Raw genomic sequence first — 18,366 nt, forward strand, 5'->3', positions numbered from 1 at the left:
GTGCGTCAGAGGCCCTGCAATTGATTGCGATAATGCTGATACACCGTCTGGTACGCCGCCACGTGTTCAGCCACGGGCCGGGTTTCGCTGGCCGGGTCGAGGCTGACGCAGCGTTCGCACAGTGCCTGTAACGACTCGTTGGCGCCATCGGCCTGCGAGTGGCACCAGGCGGCCTGAATGGCGGCGCCCAGCGCGGCGGCTTCGCTGCCGGTGGTGCAGACGACCGGGGTGTCCATGATATCAGCGACGATCTGCCGCCAGATCGCGCTCTTGGCGCCACCGCCTATCAGGCGGATGTTCGCGCTCCGGATGCCGCTGTCACGCAGCAGGTCCAGGCCGTAACGCAGACCGAACGTCGTGCCTTCGACCACGGCGCGGCATAGGTTGGCCTGGTTCAGATTGGTGCTGTCCAGCCCGACGATGCTGCCCGTGGCGTGGGGCAGGGCAGGCACGCGCTCGCCGTTGAGGAACGGCAGCATCAGCACACCCTGCGCACCGATCGGTGCCGACGCGACGGCGGCGTTGAAGGCTCCGATGTCCAGGTTGAACAACTCGCGTACCGCGCTGGTTGCGTTGGTCAGGTTCATCGTGCAAATCAACGGCAACCAGCCGCCGGACGAGGAACAGAAGGTTGCCACCGATGGCTGCTCGCTGACATTGCCTGCGTCGGCATAGGCGTAAACCGTTCCCGACGACCCGAGGCTCATGGTGATCAGGCCGGGCGCGATGTTGCCGGTGCCGATCGCGCCCATCATGTTGTCGCCGCCGCCGCTCGAGACCAGCGCCCCGGGATTGAGCCCGAGGCGCTCGGCAATCGCCGGCAGGATCCTGCCGACCGGCTGGTGGGACTCGATCAGCTCCGGCAGTGCGTTGACCAGGCGGCCGCTGGGGTCGATGTGCTGCAGGATGTCGGTGTCCCACTGACGGGTGCGGACGTTGAAATAGCCGGTGCCCGACGCGTCGCCATATTCACTGGCGCAACGGCCCGTGAGCCAGTAATTGAGAAATTCGTGGGGCAGCAGAATCTTGTCGATTCGCGCAAACAGCTCGGGAAACTGCTCTTTGGTCCACAGCAGTTTGGACACGGTGTAGCCGGGCGCGATGGCGATGCCCAGACGTTCAAGCGAGCCTGCTTCGCCGCCGAGGTAGTCGAGCAGCCGGTCATTCTCCGGCGCCGATTCAGTGTCGCACCACAACTTTGCCGGGCGCAGCACCTGGCCCCGTTCGTCGATCATCACCAGGCCGTGCTGCTGCCCGGAGACACCGATGCCCTTGATCTCGGCACCGGAAATGCCGGCCTGTTTCAACGCCGCCGCCGTGGCCTGCTCAAACGCGTCGAGCCACTCCTGCACTTCCTGCTCGCGGCGCCCATTGGCACCGCTGATCATGTGATGAGCGCCCGAGCCTTCGCCCAGAACCTTGCCGCTGCTGGCGTCAAGGACAATCGCCTTGGTGCCTTGGGTGCCGCAATCGATGCCAAGAAACATGTGCCACCTCAGACGGTTTTCGCCAACAGGTTTTCCAGGGTTTTGCTGACGCCCAGCGCTTTCAGGCTGTTCAGGTTGTGCTCGAAGGCAGCGACGAATTCGGCAGATTTCGGAATTGCCGCGCCGAAGATTTCTTCGACTTCCAGCAGGCGTTGAGTGACCAGCACATCGTCGGCCACCAGCGCTTTGCAGAAATCGGCGCGAGGATCGACCACCTTGTACTCGACGCCGTTCTCACCTTTGAAATCGCGATTCTGGTTGCCTTGCAGGTACAACGCCCAGGCGGCGACCACCAGCGAGGCCCGTTCCAGGTTGCCCTGATCGACGATCAAGCGGTTGATGGTCGGCACGGTGAATTTCGGGAATTTCGACGAGCCGTCCGAGCACACGCGTTCGAGCTGGTCGGCGATGGCCTGATTGGAGAAGCGGTCGATCAGGGTCTGTTTGTACTCGGTGAGGTCGATGCCTGGAACCGGTGCGAGTTGCGGCGTCACATCCAGGTCCATGTAGGTGCGGATGTAGTCGACGAACAGCGGGTCGTTCATGGTTTCGTGGACGAAGCGATAGCCCTTCAGCGCGCCGAGGTAGGTCAGCGCCAGGTGACTGCCGTTGAGCAGCTTGATCTTCATTTCTTCATACGGCGTCACGTCGTCGGTGAACTGTACGCCGACTTTTTCCCACGCCGGACGGCCGTTGACGAACTTGTCTTCCAGCACCCACTGCACGAACGGTTCGCACACCACCGGCCAGGCATCGTCGATGCCCTTTTCGTCATGCAGCTGCAGGCGATGGGCCGTGCTGGTCATGGGCGTGATGCGGTCGACCATGGCGTTGGGGAAGCTGACGTTCTCGGCGATCCAGTCATGCAGATCGACATCGCGTTCTTTGGCGAAGGCCAGCAGCGCTTTGCGGGTGACCGCGCCGTTGTGCGGCAGGTTATCGCAGGACATCAGCGTGAACGCCGGTGTGCCTTGTGCACGGCGTTTGGCGAGCGCCGCGCACAGATAGCCGAACACGGTTTTCGGCGTCGCGGGGTGCTGAAGATCGTGCTGAATCTGCGGCAGGTGAGTCATGAACTCGCCGGTGCTGTCGTCGATGCAGTAGCCGCCTTCGGTGATGGTCAGCGAGACAATGCGGATGTCGGGGCTGGCAAGCTTGTCGATCAGCGCCAGGTCGTTGTCGGTGGACATCAGCATCTGGCTCATCGAGCCGATGATGCGGGTTTCGGTGTCCGGCGTATCGCCCAGCTCGAACAGCGTGTAGAGAAAATCCTGGCCCTTGAGCGCCTCGAAATTGGCGCGGTCTTCTTCGCGCAGGCTGACGCCGCAAATGGCCCAGTCCAGCCCTTCGCCGCTCTTGTCGTTGGCACCGAGCGACATCAGCGCATCGGTGTAAAACGCCTGGTGGGCGCGGTGAAAACCACCGACGCCAATGTGCGCGATGCCCTGGCGACGGTCTTCAAGGGCGTAGGCGGGCAGGGCAATGCCCGGGCCAAGGTTCGACAGATTCTGCTTGTTCAGTTTCATGATGAGTTCTCGAATTCCTGATGCGGTAGATCTCGACTCAGGCGGCAGCCTGCAGGACTTTGCCGATGACCTGGCCCTGAGCGTCGAACAAGTGGCAATGCGCGCTATCCAGATGCAGGTTCAACGTTTCGCCGTACTGGCTGGCCATGTCGCCACGGATGCGCATGGTCAGCGCCTCGCCGGAGGCGGTGCGCACGTGGCAGAACGTGTCGCTGCCCAGACGCTCGCTGACGTCAGCCACGACTTGCAACTGACAGTCACCGGCGTTGGCCAGCTCCAGATGTTCGGGACGGATGCCCAGGGTCACGGCGTCGCCGACACGTTGCTGAGCGTTGGTGAATGGCAGATTGATGCGGGCGCCGGCGTCGAGGGTGACTTCGCAGCCCGTGGCGTCGACCCGGCTGACCTTGCCCTTGAGGAAGCCCATTTTCGGCGTACCGAGGAAACCGGCGACGAACAGGTTGGCCGGATGGTGATACAGCTCCAGCGGCGAGCCGACCTGTTCCACCCGGCCGCCGTTGAGCACGACCACTTTGTCGGCCAGGGTCATGGCTTCGACCTGATCGTGGGTCACGTAAATCATCGTCGCTTCCAGCTCTTTATGCAGGCGCGACAGCTCCAGGCGCGTCTGCACCCGCAGCGCCGCATCGAGGTTGGACAGCGGTTCGTCGAACAGAAAGATCTTTGGATTACGCACGATGGCGCGGCCGATCGCCACGCGCTGACGCTGCCCGCCCGAGAGCTGTTTGGGTTTGCGTTCCAGCAGCGGGCCGAGTTCGAGAATGCGCGCGGCCTCGGCGACCTTTTTCTCGACCTCGGCTTTTGGCGTGCCTGCAAGGTCGAGGGCAAACGACAAATTCTTGCCCACGGTCATGTGCGGGTAGAGCGCGTACGTCTGGAACACCATTGCCAGATCGCGTTTGGCCGGCGTGACTTGAGTGATCTCGCGACCATCGAGCTCAATGCTGCCGCTGGTGACGTCTTCAAGGCCGGCGATCAGGCGCAGCAGCGTGGATTTGCCACAGCCGGACGGACCGACGAAGACCACGAATTCGCGGTCCTTGACGTCCAGGTCGATGCCTTTGATGATCTGGTGGCCGTCGAAGCCTTTTTGCAGATTTCTGATTGTCAGGTTAGCCATGTGGGGCTCCGGTTTTGTTCTTCAGACAACTTAAACGTGGCCTGTAGGAGTGAGCTTGCTCGCGAATGCGGTGTGTCAGGCGTTGCATTCGTTGCCGATGTACTGCTATCGCGAGCAAGCTCACTCCTACAGGGTTCAGGGATCGTTCCCACGCTCTGCGTGGGAATGCAGCCATGACGCTCCGCGTCAGCCGCTGGACGCAGAGCGTCCGTGCCAAAGGGTTACCACGCGGAGCGTGGGAACCATCAGTTGGCGGATTACTTGACGGCACCAAACGACAAGCCGCGGACCAGTTGTTTCTGGCTGATCCAGCCAAAGATCAGAATCGGCGCACAGGCCAGGGTCGACACCGCTGAGAGCTTGGCCCAGAACAGACCTTCAGGGCTCGAATACGAAGCGATCAGCGCCGTCAGTGGCGCGGCGTTGGACGAGGTCAGGTTGAGCGACCAGAACGCCTCGTTCCAGCACAGGATCAGTGAAAGCAGGGCGGTCGAGGCCAGGCCGCCTTTGCAGATCGGAATCAGCACCTTGAAGATTTCCTGACGAGTGCTCGCGCCATCCAGCCGGGATGCCTCGAGGATTTCCCCGGGAATGTCCTTGAAGTAGGTGTAAATCATCCAGACCACGATCGGCAGGTTGATCAGCGTATAGATCACGATCAGCGCGATGCGCGAGTCCAGCAGGCCGAAGCTCTTGGCCAGCAGGTAGATCGGCATCAGCACGCCCACTGGCGGCAGCATCTTGGTGGACAGCATCCACAGCAGCGTGCTCTTGGTGCGCTTGGTCTCGAAGAACGCCATCGAATAGGCCGCCGGCACCGAGATCAGCAGGCACAGGATCGTCGCGCTGAATGAGATCAGCACCGAGTTCCAGGCAAAGTGGAAGTAGTCGCTGCGCTCCTGAATGTGCAGGTAGTTTTCCAGCGTGGGCGTGAACATGAACTGCGGCGGCGTGGCGAACGCATCGATCTCGGTCTTGAAGCTGGTCAGGACCATCCAAAAGATCGGGAAGAAAATCAGCGCCGCGATCACCCACGACAAGGTGCCGAGCAGCACGCTCTGCAGGCGGCGGGATTGTTTGAGCGTCATCATGACCTTGCCCTCAAGACTTGTCGGTGAGGTTTTTGCCGATCATCCGCACTAGGATGATCGCGGCAATGTTGGCAATGACCACGGCAATCAAGCCGCCCGCCGATGCCATGCCCACGTCGAATTGCAGCAGCGCCTGGTTGTAGATCAGGTACGCGAGGTTGGTCGAAGCGAAGCCCGGACCGCCGTTGGTGGTGGTGTAGATTTCCGCGAAGACCGACAGCAGGAAGATCGTCTCGATCATCACCACCACCGCGATCGGACGCGCCAGGTGGGGCAGGGTCAGGTGCCAGAAAATGGCGATCGGGCCGGCACCGTCCAGCCGCGCCGCTTCTTTCTGTTCCTGGTCCAGCGACTGCATCGCGGTCATCAGAATCAGGATCGCGAACGGCAGCCACTGCCAGGACACGATGATGATGATCGAGAGCATCGGGTAGTTGGCCAGCCAGTCCACCGGCTGGGCGCCGAACAGCTTCCAGACCGCGGCGAGAATCCCGGAGACCGGGTGAAAAATAAGGTTTTTCCAGATCAGCGCACTGACCGTCGGCATGATGAAAAACGGCGAGATGAGCAGCACCCGGACAATGCCGCGTCCCAGAAACTCACTGGCCTCCAGCAGCGCCGAGATCAGCACACCGAGAATCACGCTGATCGCCAGCACGCTGCCCACCAGCAGCAACGTGTTCATCGCACCCGGAAAAAAGCCTGAATCGGTGACGAAATACTCGAAGTTCTCAAGGCCGACGAATTCGTTCTCGCCCGGGTTGAGCAGGTTGTAGCGGATGAGCGAGAAGTAGATGGTCATGCCCAGCGGGACGACCATCCAGACCAGCAGCAACAGCACCGATGGGCTGACCAGAAACCAGCCAGGCTTGGTGACGCTGCCTTTTTGTTGGCCTTGATCGCCGGCCGAGGCCGTGCGAGGGGGAAGGGTTGAGGTGTTCATGATGACTCCGAACCAGGGCAGTAGCTGAGCGGGGCAGCAGGGAGCAATCCCTGCTGCTGCCTTGAAACAGACGGGATCAACCCTTTTTCGGGTAACCCGCGCGCTTCATGTCACGCTCGGTCGCGCTTTGTGCCTGGGTCAGCGCAGCGTCCACCGTGGTCGAGCCCACCAGTGCCGCCGAGAATTGCTGACCGACGTTGGTGCCGATCTGCTGGAACTCGGGGATGGTCACCAGCTGAATGCCGACGTAAGGGACAGGCTTGAGCGTCGGCGCTTTAGGCGTCACGGCCTTGAGCGATTCCAGCGTGATGTCGGCAAATGGTGCGGCCTTTTTGTACGCGTCGGTGTAGGTCGATGCGCGCGTTCCTGGCGGAACGTTCGACACGCCGTCTTTCTCGGCCACCAGCGCTGCGTACTCTTTGGACGTGGCCCACTCGGTGAACGCCCGTGCGTCCTTGTCGTTCTTGGCGCTGGTTGGAATCGCCAGGGCCCACGAGTACAGCCAGGCCGAGCCCTTGTCGGTGACTTCGTGCGGCGCGTAGGTGAAGCCTACGTTGTCAGCCACTTTGCTCTGGGATTTGTCGGTGACGAAGGAACCCGCGACGCTGGCGTCGACCCAGATGGCGCACTTGCCGCTGTTGAACAACGCCAGGTTCTCGTTGAAACCGTTGCTGGACGCGCCAGGAGGACCGTTCTTCTTCATCACGTTGACGTAGAAGTTCAGCGCGTTCTTCCATTCTGGCTGGTCGAACTGCGGCTTCCACTGCTCATCGAACCAGCGTGCGCCGAACGAGTTGGCCACCGTGCTGATCAGGGCCATGTTCTCGCCCCAGCCAGCCTTGCCCCGCAGGCAGATGCCGTACTGTTCCTTGGACTTGTCGGTGAGTTTGTCGGCGAACTCGGAGATCTGCGTCCAGGTCGGGCGTTCCGGCATGGTCAGTCCGGCGGCCTTGAAAAGATCCTTGCGGTAATAGGTGATGGAGCTTTCGGCGTAGAACGGCAGTGCGAAGAGTTTGCCATCAACGGAAAGGCCATCGCGTACCGATGGAAAGACGTCGTCAAGCGCGTAGGAGGCCGGAAGATTATCCATTTCCTTCAACCAGCCTTTGGCGCCCCAGAGTGATGCTTCGTACATGCCGATGGTCAAGACGTCGAACTGACCGCCCTTGGTCGCGATGTCGGTGGTCAGCCGCTGACGCAGGACGTTCTCTTCCAGGACGACCCACTTGAGCTTGATATCGGGATGCTGTTCTTCGAAGGTTTTCGACAGCCGCTGCATGCGGATCATGTCGCTGTTGTTGACGGTGGCGATGGTCACGTCACCCGCCGTGGCGCTGGTGCAGAGGGTGAGGCCGAGCGTGAGACAGGTGCTGCCAAGCAGAACTTTTGCAGAGGTCTTCATTTATCACTCCTCTTCCGCGCCCAGGTGGACGACAGAAGCTTGGTTATTGTTTTTGTTCCTTCCGGAGGTCAGGAAGAATGTCAGTTGATTACAACGGTCTGCCCGGACGATGACAAATCCTGCGACACACTCGAACTGATACTTTTTTGCACTGAGAGTTCAGGCGACGACGCTGTAAAACTGCGTTCCGGCACGGGGCGGCGCAGTTCCAGCGTAGTAGATGAGAGCGGGAAGGGGGTGAATCAGTACAGGTTTTGTTCGGTCAGGCGCTGCACGGCGAGGCGCCGGTAATGGGAGGGCGTCATGCCTTTGAGTTTCTGGAAGCGCCGGTTGAAGTTGGAGATATTGTTGAACCCGGACTCGAAACACACGTCGGTCACCGGTTTGTCGCCGTCGGCGAGCAGCTCGCAGGATTTGCTGATGCGCAGCCGGTTGACGAATTCCACGAAGCAGCGGCCGGTCGCCTGCTTGAACACCCGTGAGAAATACGTCGGCTTCATGCCCAGGTAGTCGGCCACTTCTTCGAGCGGCAATTCGCGGGCATAGTGCGTGAAGATGTAGTCCACCGCCTTGTTGGTGCGCTCTACGGCATGATCGTCCGACAGCTGCGAGGCGGTCGTCCCGGACAGCAGCTGGAAGTCGTCACTGGCGGCCAGCAACTCCAGCAGGATGAAAAAGTGACCCAGGCGGGTCATGCCCGTGGAGTCGGCGATCTTCTGCATCAGCCGGGTGGCCTGGCGGATCGTGCGCTTGCAGCGAAACTCGATGCCGTACTGCGCCCGTTCGAGCAACGGCGCCAGAGACTTGAGTTCGGCAAACACCTGGTTGCCGCTCTCCAGCAGCTCTTCGGTGAAGTTCACCAGCATGTCGCGCTTGGGCACGACCTCATCCTCTTCGATCTGGCTGATCCAGTTGTGAGGCAGGTTGGGCCCGGTGAGAAAGAGCGTTTCGGGGTAGAAGTTACCGATGTAATCGCCGACGAACACCTTGCCGGAACTGGCCACGATCAAATGCAGCTCGTATTCCTTGTGAAAATGCCAGCGCACCAGCGGACAAGGAAAGCCATGCTCCCGGTAGATGATGGACAGCCCGTTGTGGTCGTCCATCAGTTCGTAGGAAGGATCGGTGATTCTTGTTGTTTTTGTCATGGTGTTGCCGGTTCGTTAGGAAGCACGGAAGGTAATGTGCACCATTCGAAGCGCAGAATACAGCCACTGCGCCTCAGACAAACACCACCTCGACGCGGCCTTCACGGCGCGAGCGTGGTGCCGCCTTGATTACGATCTGTACGTCGCGCCCAAGTCGGGCCAGGCAGTCAATCATCTTTGACTCGCTGATGCCGCGAAACTTGCCCCTGAGCATTTCGGAGACCTTGGGCTGCGGGAGGCCAAGGATTTCTGCCGCCTGAACCTGAGTCAGATGGCGGGCTTTGAGAATACTGCCGATTTTGGCGGCCAGCTGCGCCTTGACGAGCATCTCCTTCGCATTGGCGATACCGAGGTCGGCATAGACGTTTGCACTGCCTTTTTCAATTTCAGTCATTGTGCAGCCCCTTCCAGTGGGATTGAGCAGACGCCAGCCTGGTCTTGATCAAAGCGATATCATGTTGAGGCGTCTGAATGTTTCTGGTGGATTTTTTCTGGAAACAATGCAGAACGTAAACCGCGTCACCCACGCGTAACGTGTAGACCGCTCTGAATGTATCTCCATGGAAGTCCTCGACTACTTCGAGTACGCCCGCGTGGCCGAATCCCTTGAGCGGTTTGCTGTTCGGATGCTTACCGCCGAGCTGGGCAAGGTACAGCGCGTAGCCGAAGGAGTCCCGCACTGTTGCAGGCATCTCCATCAAGTCTTTTCGGCTGCTGGCTACCCAGTAAACCGGTTTTTCAGGTCCGTCTGACATGGCAGAAATTATACCTTTGTGGGTATAGCGTCAAACCACTGTCTGATGACAATGGCGCAGGCCGATCACTATCAAGAGCAATCTCGGCAAGCGCCATCGCGGGACTGTAACCGGATGAGATGGACGTGCTGTTGGCGCCGCGCGCCAGCGGACCGGAAAACTCGCCGCCTTACATCTTGCGGTTCTTCGCCTCGATCCATTGCGACATGTATTGCGTGCTCTTGTGCAGGTGATGGCGGAGCATGGCGCCGGTGAAATTTGCGCTGCGGTGGGCGGGCAGGTTGGCGCGCAGCTGGTCGATGCGCTCGATCAGCGTTTTGCAGTGTTGTTCATGGCGAAAACGCGCCTCCAGCACCTGCCAGCCTTCACGTTGTGCCAGTTCCCAGCGCGCCTGATCGGTATACAGGCGAACCGCTTCATCGGCCAGGCGCTGCGCGTCAGTGGCGACGGCGCCGGGGAAGGGCAGCTCGCCGTGCATGGCTTCGGCGCCAATGGGCGTGGTGACAGTCGGGGTGCCGCAGACCATGGCGTCGATCACCTTGCCTTTAATGCCGGCGCCAAAGCGCAGCGGCGCCAGCGAGACACGGGCGGCGGACATCACTTCGAGGGCGTCCTCGACCCAGTTCATGATGTGAAAGCCTTGCGCGGCGTTGTGCAGCGCGGCCGCCTTGGGCGGGGTGTAGGCGCCGTAGACGTGCAATTGCGCGTTCGGCAGTTGCGCGCGAATCAGCGGCCAGAGGGTGTGCTTGAGCCAGAGCACCGCGTCCCAGTTCGGCGCATGACGGAAGTTGCCGATGGTCAGGAAATGCGCGCGCTCGTCGAATCCCTTGCCGTGATCCGGCACCTCGCGCACCAGCAGCGGGGCCCACAGCAGCAGTGCGGGCGACAACCCGAACCGGCGGGTCAGCAACTCGATCTCCACGTCGGACACCATCAGGCTGAGGTCGCTGCGATAGATCGCGGCGATCTCGCGCTGGGCGATATCGCTCTCGGCCATGAGCCCGAAAAGCGCGTCGTCGGCCAGTTCGAAATAGCCTGACAGGTCGGCATCGGGCTTGCCTTGCAGCAGATCCTTGACCCGCTGATGACGGGCGTGACGCATGCTCTGCAGATCGGACGTCTCAAGGACGCGCACGGCCTGCGGGCAATGTTTCTCCACGCGCCAGCCGAACTGCTCCTCCATCAGGAACTGGTCGAACAACACGACATCCGGTTGAAGGTCGGCGATGAAGCGGTCGAAGCTGCTGTCGTTGAGAGCAATGGCGACCTCGCGGATGCCCATCGCGGCGAGATCGGCCTTGTGTTCGCCCTCGGTCGCGGGGCTGGCGAAGGTGATTTCCCAGCCCCGTTCCAGAAAGCAATCGATCAGTTGCATGACATGCCCGCTGGCAGCCGACGAGCGTGGTTCAGGCCATACGTAGCCGATGATCAGCAGGTGCGCGGCAGGCGTTATTTCAGTGGCCAAGGATGCTTTTCACCTTGTCGCGCAATTGGTCGATCGAGAAAGGTTTGCCGATCGAGTGCATGCCGTCCGGCACGTCAATGGTCTCGGCGTAACCGCTGGCGAACAGTACCGGCAAGTCCGGGCGTTCGTTTCTGGCTTTTCTGGCAAGGTCGATGCCGTCGATGTCCGGCAGTCCTTTGTCGGTCATCATCAGCGCGATGACCTGCGCCTTGTCTTGCACGAAGGCCATGGCCTCGGCGCCATCGGCCGCTTCGAGCACGCTGTATTCCAGCTCTTCAAGAACGTCGACGATCAACATCCGTACGATGTTGTCGTCTTCAACCACCAGAATCGTGCTGGCTGGGTTGGACATGAAAAATTCCTTAAAAATGACAAGGTCTCGACTGGACATAAAGCGCCCGGTCCGTTGAATAACGAGGCCTGCAATTGTGACAACATCCTGACGTCAAAAACACAATTCAAACGGATGTTCTAGCGTCTACGGATCACTCAAACGTATAGTACGCGTAGTTTCATTCCACCGCTAAAGTCAGAAAATTCAACCTTGTATGTCAGAAGCTGGAGTTTTTTGCTGAACATTCCGGCAAACTCCGTCGTTTAGACGAATCCGCCCGAGCCCTTGCGATGATCCAAACCTCTGCCGTCGATGAGCAACGTTTCCGCAAACTTCTAAGCCGCAACGTCACTTTACCCCTTGGGGTGGGCGTCCTCAGCGCCGTTTTCTTTGTCGTCCTGATCACTTATCTGCTGTCGGCCATCCAGTGGGTGGAGCACACCGATCGGGTCATCAACAACATCAACCGTTCGCTGAAGCTCTCGGTGGACATGGAAACCGGCATGCGTGGCTTCCTGCTCACGGGTGACGAACGTTTCCTCGATCCGTACGAAGTGGCCAAGCCGAGCATTCTCACCGAGCTCAACGGGCTGGAAGAACTGGTGGGCGACAACCCCGACCAAGTGGACCGCTTCAAACGTCTGGCGTCGCTGCAGGAGTCGTGGAACCAGTTTGCGCAGGAAATGATCACGCTGCGCCGCACCAACGGCGATTATGCGACACCGATCCAGAACCGGCGAGGCAAGCGTCTGGCCGACGAAATCCGCGATCAGTACGAACAGGCCGCGAATATCGAGCATCAGCTGCGCCTGACGCGCAACACCGACGTGACCCGGACGACGATCATTTCCGTGTCGGCGTACATCGCCTTCATCCTGATCGTCAGCGGTATCCTGGCCTGGGTCGGACGCCGTGACATGACTGCGCTGTCCAGTACTTATGCTGCGAACATCAAGAGCCAGCAGGAAGACGCCGAGCGCCTGGCGCATGTCGCCTGGTTGCGCAACGGTCAGAGCGAGCTGGCCGAGCAGGTGATCGGGCAACTGACCCTGAACCTGCTCGGGCGTAACGTGTTGCAATTCTTCGCGCATTATCTGGGCGCCGTGGTCGCTGCGGTCTATGTGCGTCAGGAACACGGTGGTCTGGTCCGCGTGGCGTCTTATGGTTTTTCGCGTCAGCAGGAACTGCAGGAACAGTCGATCTACAGCGGCGAAGGCGTGGTCGGCAAGGCCGCCGAGCAAGACGAGATCATCACCCTGCAAGACGTGCCGCACGATTATTTCAAGGTCACGTCCGGGCTGGGCGACGGTGAGCCGCGCAGTGTGGTGGTGGTTCCGACCAGCAATGACGATCAGGTCAACGGCGTCATCGAGCTGGGCTTTTTGCGCGAGCTGACCCAGCGCGATATCGAGTTTCTCGAACTTGTCGCGGAAAACGTCGGCACGTCCATTGAAGCGGCGCGCTATCGCCAGCGCCTGCAGGAAGTGCTGGCCGAAACCCAGCAGCTCAACGAAGAGCTGCAAGTGCAGCAGGAAGAACTGCGCACGGCCAACGAGGAGCTCGAAGAGCAGTCGCGGATTCTCAAGGAATCCCAGGTGCACCTGGAAACCCAGCAGGCAGAGCTTGAGCAGACCAACGAGCAGCTCGCCGAGCAGAGCAAGGCGCTGGCCGAGCAGCGTGACGCGCTGGACCGCAACAACGAAGAACTGAACATCGCCCAGGTCGAACTCGAAGCCCGCGCCGACGAGTTGCAGCGCTCGAGCAAGTACAAATCCGAGTTCCTGGCCAACATGTCCCACGAGCTGCGCACGCCGCTCAACAGTTCGTTGATTCTGGCCAAGCTGCTGGCGGAAAACCCGCAGGACAACCTCACCGAAGAGCAGGTCAAGTTCGCCGAATCGATCTACTCGGCCGGCAACGACCTGTTGAATCTGATCAACGACATTCTCGACATTTCCAAGGTCGAAGCCGGCAAGCTCGACATGCGCCCGGAAAACAGCAGCGTCAGCCGTCTGGTCGATGGCCTGCGCATGACCTTCGAACCGCTGGCCGCCGACAAGCAGCTGCATTTCTCCGTTGAAGTGCAGGCGGGTGCACCGGTGTCGCTGTACACCGACCGCCAGCGCTTGGAGCAGATCCTCAAGAACCTGCTGTCCAACGCCGTCAAGTTCACCGAAAGCGGCGCGGTCAGCTTGACCGTGTCGCCTCAGCCTGGCGGCGGCGTGGCGTTCACGGTGCGCGATTCCGGCATCGGCATCGCCGAAGACCAGCAACAAAGCATCTTCGAGGCGTTCCGTCAGGCCGACGGCACCACCAACCGTCGCTACGGCGGCACGGGCCTGGGCCTGTCGATTTCCCGCGATCTGGCGAGCCTGCTGGGCGGCTCGATTTCGGTGACCAGTGCGCCCGGGCAGGGCAGCATTTTCACCCTCGTGCTGCCTGAACAGTACGTGGAGTTGACGCCGTCGCAGTATGCCGAGGTGCCGCCGGTCGTCGCCCAACCGGCGCCGCCGTTGCCAGTCCCTGCGCCCGTTCCGGTGGTTGCCCCGGTCGTCGAGCCGGCCCCGCGCTTTGCCGATGACCGCGAAAAAGCGCCTTTCAACAAGCGCTGCATCCTGGTGATCGAAGACGAAGTACGTTTCGCCCACATCCTCTTCGATCTGGCCCATGAGCTGGGCTATTACTGCCTGGTCGCCCACGCCGCCGACGAAGGTTTCGACCTGGCGTCCAGCTTCCTGCCCGACGCCATTCTGCTGGACATGCGCCTGCCCGATCATTCCGGGCTGACGGTGCTGCAGCGCCTGAAAGAAATTCCGTCGACGCGGCACATCCCGGTGCACGTCATTTCCGTGGAAGACCGTCAGGAAGCCGCGTTGCAGATGGGCGCCATCGGCTACGCGGTCAAGCCGACCACCCGCGAAGAGCTCAAGGACGTGTTTGCGCGCCTGGAAGCCAAGCTCACGCAGAAGGTCAAACGTGTCCTGCTGGTCGAAGACGACGCGCTGCAACGCGACAGCATCGCTCGACTGATCGGTGACGACGACATCGAAATCACCGCGGTCGGATTCGCTCAGGACGCGCTGGAACTGCTGCGCGATAACGCCTATGACTGCATGATCATCGACCTCAAGCTGCCGGACATGCTCGGCAATGACTTGCTCAAGCGCATGTCCACCGATGAGATCTGCGCGTTCCCGCCGGTCATCGTCTACACCGGGCGCAACCTGACCCGCGATGAAGAGGCCGAACTGCTCAAGTACTCGCGCACGATCATCATCAAGGGCGCGCGCTCGCCGGAACGCCTGCTCGACGAGGTCACGCTGTTCCTGCACAAGGTCGAGTCGCAGCTGTCCAATGAGCGTCAGAAAATGCTCAAGACCGCCCGCAGCCGCGACCGCGTATTCGAGGGCCGCAAGATCCTGGTGGTCGACGATGACGTGCGCAATATCTTCGCCCTGACCAGCGCGCTGGAACACAAGGGCGCGATCGTCGAGGTGGGGCGCAACGGGCTGGAAGCCATCGACAAACTCAACACCATCGAAGACATCGATCTGGTGCTGATGGATGTGATGATGCCGGAGATGGACGGTTATGAGGCGACCATGCAGATCCGCAAGGACCCGCGCTGGCGCAAGCTGCCGATCATCGCCGTGACCGCCAAGGCCATGAAAGACGATCAGGACCGCTGCCTGCAGGCGGGCTCGAATGATTACCTGGCCAAGCCGATCGATCTGGACCGTCTGTTCTCGCTGATTCGCGTGTGGTTGCCGAAGATGGAACGTATCTGAATGGATCGGATCAATTGACCACTATTGTTGAAAGCCCGGATTCTGCTGATGTCTCATGAGAGAAACGCCGATATCGAACTGCGCTTGCTGATTGAGGCGATCTATCTGAAGTACAGCTACGATTTCCGCGATTATTCGGGCGCGTCGGTCAAGCGGCGCGTTGCTCACGCGTTGCGCCAGTTCGAACTCAAGACTATCTCAGCCTTGCAGGAGCGCGTGCTGCACGATCCGTCGGCGTTCATGCAGCTGCTGCAATTCCTGACGATTCCGGTCAGTGAGATGTTTCGCGACCCTTCACATTTCCTCGCGATTCGTCAGGAAGTGGTGCCATTGCTTAAGACCTACCCGTCGTTGAAAATCTGGATCGCCGGCTGCAGCACGGGGGAAGAGGTCTATTCCATGGCGATTCTGTTGCGCGAAGAAGGGCTGCTCGAGCGCGCGATCATCTACGCCACCGACATCAATCCCAGCTCTCTGGAAAAAGCCAAGCAAGGCATTTTCTCGATGGACAGCATCCCCGGCTACAACACCAATTACCTGAAGGCCGGCGGCAAGCGTCAGTTTTCCGATTACTACACCGCCGCCTACGATTACGCAATTTTCGACAAGACCCTGCGTGAGAATGTCACCTTCGCGGACCATAGTCTGGCCACCGACAGCGTGTTTTCCGAGACGCAGTTGATCTCGTGCCGCAACGTGCTGATCTACTTCAACAAGAAGCTGCAGGATCGCGCGTTCGGCTTGTTTCACGATTCACTGTGTCATCGTGGGTTTCTGGTGCTCGGCAGCAAGGAAACCCTGGATTTCTCCGGTTATAAAGATCAATTCGAACCCTTGGTCAAACAAGAGCGGATCTACCGCAAATCATGAGAACGTCCTTTACCGGTATTGACCCCGATCAACCCGCCTTGCCGGTGGTCGACGCCATTGTCGTGGGCGCATCGGCGGGCGGCGTCGAAGCCTTGCTGACGATTTTCCGGCGGCTGCCCCGAGGCTTCGGGTTGCCGATCCTGACCGTGCTGCATCTGCCCGATGAGCGACGCAGCCATCTGGCCGAGGTGTTCAGTTCGCACCTGGCGATACCGGTCAAGGAAGCCGATGACAAGGAAACCATTGCGCCTGGCACGCTGTACTTCGCAGCGCCGGGTTATCACCTTTCCGTGGAGTCCGATTTCAGCCTGTCCCTGAGCCAGGAAGAGCGGGTTTTTCACTCCCGGCCCAGCGTCGATATTCTCTTCGAATCGGCCGCTGACGCTTACGATGCAAGGCTTGCCGGCGTGCTGCTCACCGGTGCCAACAATGATGGTGCCCGGGGTATGGCACGAATCAAGGAGTTCGGTGGTCTGACCGTGGTCCAGGATCCGGCGCAGGCGCTGGCGCGCACCATGCCCGAAGCTGCGCTGGCCCTGCACACACCGGACTTTCTCTTGCCTTTGCCCGACATCGGCCTGTTGCTTGTCGAGCTGGAACGAATTGCATGCTGAGTGAAATCAAAGCCAAACTGCTGATCGTCGACGATCTGCCCGAGAACCTGCTCGCGCTCGAAGCGTTGATCAAACGCGAAGACCGTCAAGTGTTCAAGGCACTGTCTGCCGACGAAGCATTGTCGCTGTTGCTGGAGCACGAGTTCGCCATGGCGATTCTCGACGTACAGATGCCTGGCATGAACGGCTTCGAGCTCGCCGAAATGATGCGTGGCACCGAAAAGACCAAGAACATCCCGATCGTGTTCGTCAGTGCCGCGGGGCGCGAGTTGAACTACGCCTTCAAGGGCTACGAAAGCGGCGCAGTGGACTTCCTGCACAAGCCGCTGGATATCCATGCGGTCAAGAGCAAGGTCAACGTCTTCGTCGACCTTTATCGTCAGCGCAAGGCCCTCAAACAGCAGCTGGAGGAACTCGAGCGCAGCCGACAGGAACAAGAGGCGCTGTTGCGCGAGCTGAAGTCCACGCAGAACGAGCTGGAACATGCGATACGCATGCGTGACGATTTCATGTCCATCGTCTCCCACGAGGTGCGCACGCCCCTCAACGGCCTGATCCTGGAAACCCAGTTGCGCAAGCTGCACCTGGCCAAGGACAACGCCTCGGCGTTCACCATGGACAAGCTCAAGGCCATGGTCGACCGCGACGAGCGCCAGATTCAGAGCCTGATCAGGCTCATCGAGGACATGCTCGACGTGTCGCGCATTCGCACCGGCAAGCTGTCGATCCGCACCAGTCCGTTCGACCTGTCCGAGCTGGTGGTCAATCTGGTGGAGAGTTACGCGGCGCAGATCGCCGCGGCCGAAAGCGTCGTCACGTTGCATGCCAGCGAGCCGGTCATCGGCGTGTGGGATGAATTCCGCATCGAACAGGTGGTGGCAAACCTGCTGACCAACGCACTGCGCTATGGCGCGCATAAGCCTATCGAGGTCCGCGTGTACAGCGAGGGCAACGAAGCGTATGTGGAAGTGCGCGATCAGGGCATCGGCATCAGTGCCGAGAATCAGAAGCGTATCTTTCAGCAGTTCGAGCGCGTGTCGGCCAGTCATGCCATCTCGGGGCTTGGGCTGGGGCTGTTCATTTCCGATCAGATCGTCGTTGCGCACGGCGGTCGGATCAGCGTCGAAAGCGAGGAGGGTGCAGGCTCGGTTTTCCGCGTCAGCCTGCCACTTTAAGCCCTGTCGGGCGACGGCAGGCTCGGGCCAGAGCCTTGCCGTCGACATATCCCGCACGTCCAACCACACGCGTACGACCGTCCGGCTAAATAACTGATTTTTCTGCGCAACCTCCTGCGCGGGCCATGGTCGTAATGGCAGCTATTTACAAGATCGAAGGCGTTCCAATGAGCTCTGATGCAGAAAATGTCGTACTCATCGTCGAAGACGAGCCGCTGATCCTCATGCTGCTCTCCGACTACCTGTCGGGAGAGGGCTATCGGGTCTTGCAGGCGGAAAACGGTGAACAGGCATTCGAAATCCTCGCGACCAAACCCCATCTGGATTTGATGATCACCGATTATCGTCTGCCGGGCGGCGTGTCGGGCGTGATGATTGCCGAACCGGCGGTCAAGTTGCGGCCCGAGCTGAAGGTGATTTTCATCAGCGGCTACCCGGCGGAAATCGTCGAATCGGGCAGCCCTATCGCGCGCAAGGCGCCGATCCTGGCCAAGCCGTTCACCATGGACACGCTGCATTCGCAGATTCAGAGCCTGTTGAACTGAGGCGCGCCATGCATCTTCAACTATGAGCCTGCTCGCGATTGCGACGGTTGGGCATTGAATGCGATGACCGACCCGCCGTAAC

The 18,366-nt window shown here is 60.2% G+C and carries 16 protein-coding genes; 5 read left to right on the plus strand and 11 right to left on the minus strand.

What is annotated here, in order from left to right:
* Positions 1 to 5 precede the first annotated feature (5 nt).
* The 11 genes from xylB to AAGQ88_RS12390 form a co-directional block, all read right to left on the minus strand.
* Positions 6 to 1,487 carry a xylulokinase gene (gene xylB / locus AAGQ88_RS12340; RefSeq protein ID WP_342655513.1) on the minus strand — a complete coding sequence of 494 codons (1,482 nt, stop codon included), beginning with the start codon at positions 1,485 to 1,487 and terminating at the stop codon, positions 6 to 8.
* An 8-nt stretch (positions 1,488 to 1,495) separates the two neighbouring features.
* On the minus strand, positions 1,496 to 3,013 hold the full coding sequence (locus AAGQ88_RS12345) for a mannitol dehydrogenase family protein (protein ID WP_342655514.1): 1,518 nt from the start codon (positions 3,011 to 3,013) through the stop codon (positions 1,496 to 1,498).
* A gap of 37 nt (positions 3,014 to 3,050) precedes the next feature.
* On the minus strand, positions 3,051 to 4,154 hold the full coding sequence (ugpC, locus tag AAGQ88_RS12350; RefSeq protein WP_342655515.1) for a sn-glycerol-3-phosphate ABC transporter ATP-binding protein UgpC: 1,104 nt from the start codon (positions 4,152 to 4,154) through the stop codon (positions 3,051 to 3,053).
* 257 nt (positions 4,155 to 4,411) lie between these two features.
* A complete protein-coding gene (locus tag AAGQ88_RS12355; RefSeq protein WP_342655516.1) occupies positions 4,412 to 5,245 on the minus strand; it encodes a carbohydrate ABC transporter permease in 834 nt (277 codons plus the stop codon).
* A gap of 10 nt (positions 5,246 to 5,255) precedes the next feature.
* A complete protein-coding gene (locus AAGQ88_RS12360; RefSeq protein WP_285423969.1) occupies positions 5,256 to 6,188 on the minus strand; it encodes a sugar ABC transporter permease in 933 nt (310 codons plus the stop codon).
* 76 nt (positions 6,189 to 6,264) lie between these two features.
* On the minus strand, positions 6,265 to 7,590 hold the full coding sequence (locus AAGQ88_RS12365; RefSeq protein WP_342655517.1) for a sugar ABC transporter substrate-binding protein: 1,326 nt from the start codon (positions 7,588 to 7,590) through the stop codon (positions 6,265 to 6,267).
* Between the two features lie 242 nt (positions 7,591 to 7,832).
* Positions 7,833 to 8,738: an AraC family transcriptional regulator gene (locus tag AAGQ88_RS12370; protein ID WP_285423967.1), complete on the minus strand. Its 906-nt coding sequence runs from the start codon at positions 8,736 to 8,738 to the stop codon at positions 7,833 to 7,835.
* A gap of 73 nt (positions 8,739 to 8,811) precedes the next feature.
* Positions 8,812 to 9,132 carry a helix-turn-helix transcriptional regulator gene (locus AAGQ88_RS12375; protein ID WP_342655518.1) on the minus strand — a complete coding sequence of 107 codons (321 nt, stop codon included), beginning with the start codon at positions 9,130 to 9,132 and terminating at the stop codon, positions 8,812 to 8,814.
* Positions 9,125 to 9,430, minus strand: a complete 306-nt coding sequence (locus AAGQ88_RS12380) for a type II toxin-antitoxin system RelE/ParE family toxin (RefSeq protein ID WP_342655791.1) — start codon at positions 9,428 to 9,430, stop codon at positions 9,125 to 9,127. Before AAGQ88_RS12380 ends, AAGQ88_RS12375 begins: the two co-directional genes overlap by 8 nt.
* A 232-nt stretch (positions 9,431 to 9,662) precedes the next feature.
* On the minus strand, positions 9,663 to 10,868 hold the full coding sequence (locus AAGQ88_RS12385) for a glycosyltransferase family 4 protein (RefSeq protein ID WP_342655792.1): 1,206 nt from the start codon (positions 10,866 to 10,868) through the stop codon (positions 9,663 to 9,665).
* Positions 10,869 to 10,947: 79 nt separating this feature from the next.
* Entirely contained in the window at positions 10,948 to 11,310 is a 363-nt protein-coding gene (locus AAGQ88_RS12390; RefSeq protein WP_285423966.1) for a response regulator, read from the minus strand.
* Positions 11,311 to 11,582: 272 nt separating this feature from the next.
* Between AAGQ88_RS12390 and AAGQ88_RS12395 the strand changes: the two genes are divergently transcribed.
* The 5 genes from AAGQ88_RS12395 to AAGQ88_RS12415 all read left to right on the plus strand — a co-directional run bounded on the left by AAGQ88_RS12395 (position 11,583) and on the right by AAGQ88_RS12415 (position 18,284).
* Positions 11,583 to 15,080 carry a response regulator gene (locus AAGQ88_RS12395; RefSeq protein ID WP_285423965.1) on the plus strand — a complete coding sequence of 1,166 codons (3,498 nt, stop codon included), beginning with the start codon at positions 11,583 to 11,585 and terminating at the stop codon, positions 15,078 to 15,080.
* A gap of 48 nt (positions 15,081 to 15,128) precedes the next feature.
* Positions 15,129 to 15,950 carry a protein-glutamate O-methyltransferase CheR gene (locus AAGQ88_RS12400; protein WP_285423964.1) on the plus strand — a complete coding sequence of 274 codons (822 nt, stop codon included), beginning with the start codon at positions 15,129 to 15,131 and terminating at the stop codon, positions 15,948 to 15,950.
* Positions 15,947 to 16,564: a chemotaxis protein CheB gene (locus AAGQ88_RS12405; RefSeq protein ID WP_342655519.1), complete on the plus strand. Its 618-nt coding sequence runs from the start codon at positions 15,947 to 15,949 to the stop codon at positions 16,562 to 16,564. The genes AAGQ88_RS12400 and AAGQ88_RS12405 overlap by 4 nt, the downstream gene beginning before the upstream one ends.
* The gene (locus AAGQ88_RS12410) at positions 16,558 to 17,739 is read left to right on the plus strand and encodes a hybrid sensor histidine kinase/response regulator (protein WP_093458415.1); all 1,182 of its coding nucleotides are present in this window, start codon (positions 16,558 to 16,560) and stop codon (positions 17,737 to 17,739) included. Before AAGQ88_RS12405 ends, AAGQ88_RS12410 begins: the two co-directional genes overlap by 7 nt.
* Before the next feature lie 167 nt (positions 17,740 to 17,906).
* Positions 17,907 to 18,284 (plus strand): response regulator, encoded by a 378-nt coding sequence (locus tag AAGQ88_RS12415; protein ID WP_093458416.1) that lies wholly within the window; start codon positions 17,907 to 17,909, stop codon positions 18,282 to 18,284.
* Positions 18,285 to 18,366 lie beyond the last annotated feature (82 nt).

Origin of the sequence: Pseudomonas sp. F3-2, assembly GCF_038804275.1 — a bacterium.
Classification (GTDB): Bacteria; Pseudomonadota; Gammaproteobacteria; order Pseudomonadales; family Pseudomonadaceae; genus Aquipseudomonas.

Coding starts and splice junctions, on each gene's coding strand:
- xylB (WP_342655513.1), bottom strand. CDS start 1,487: ATGTTTCTTGGCATCGATTGCGGCACCCAAGGCACCAAGGCGATTGTC.
- AAGQ88_RS12345 (WP_342655514.1), bottom strand. CDS start 3,013: ATGAAACTGAACAAGCAGAATCTGTCGAACCTTGGCCCGGGCATTGCC.
- ugpC (WP_342655515.1), bottom strand. CDS start 4,154: ATGGCTAACCTGACAATCAGAAATCTGCAAAAAGGCTTCGACGGCCAC.
- AAGQ88_RS12355 (WP_342655516.1), bottom strand. CDS start 5,245: ATGATGACGCTCAAACAATCCCGCCGCCTGCAGAGCGTGCTGCTCGGC.
- AAGQ88_RS12360 (WP_285423969.1), bottom strand. CDS start 6,188: ATGAACACCTCAACCCTTCCCCCTCGCACGGCCTCGGCCGGCGATCAA.
- AAGQ88_RS12365 (WP_342655517.1), bottom strand. CDS start 7,590: ATGAAGACCTCTGCAAAAGTTCTGCTTGGCAGCACCTGTCTCACGCTC.
- AAGQ88_RS12370 (WP_285423967.1), bottom strand. CDS start 8,738: ATGACAAAAACAACAAGAATCACCGATCCTTCCTACGAACTGATGGAC.
- AAGQ88_RS12375 (WP_342655518.1), bottom strand. CDS start 9,132: ATGACTGAAATTGAAAAAGGCAGTGCAAACGTCTATGCCGACCTCGGT.
- AAGQ88_RS12380 (WP_342655791.1), bottom strand. CDS start 9,430: ATGCCTGCAACAGTGCGGGACTCCTTCGGCTACGCGCTGTACCTTGCC.
- AAGQ88_RS12385 (WP_342655792.1), bottom strand. CDS start 10,868: ATGCAACTGATCGATTGCTTTCTGGAACGGGGCTGGGAAATCACCTTC.
- AAGQ88_RS12390 (WP_285423966.1), bottom strand. CDS start 11,310: ATGTCCAACCCAGCCAGCACGATTCTGGTGGTTGAAGACGACAACATC.
- AAGQ88_RS12395 (WP_285423965.1), top strand. CDS start 11,583: ATGATCCAAACCTCTGCCGTCGATGAGCAACGTTTCCGCAAACTTCTA.
- AAGQ88_RS12400 (WP_285423964.1), top strand. CDS start 15,129: ATGTCTCATGAGAGAAACGCCGATATCGAACTGCGCTTGCTGATTGAG.
- AAGQ88_RS12405 (WP_342655519.1), top strand. CDS start 15,947: ATGAGAACGTCCTTTACCGGTATTGACCCCGATCAACCCGCCTTGCCG.
- AAGQ88_RS12410 (WP_093458415.1), top strand. CDS start 16,558: ATGCTGAGTGAAATCAAAGCCAAACTGCTGATCGTCGACGATCTGCCC.
- AAGQ88_RS12415 (WP_093458416.1), top strand. CDS start 17,907: ATGAGCTCTGATGCAGAAAATGTCGTACTCATCGTCGAAGACGAGCCG.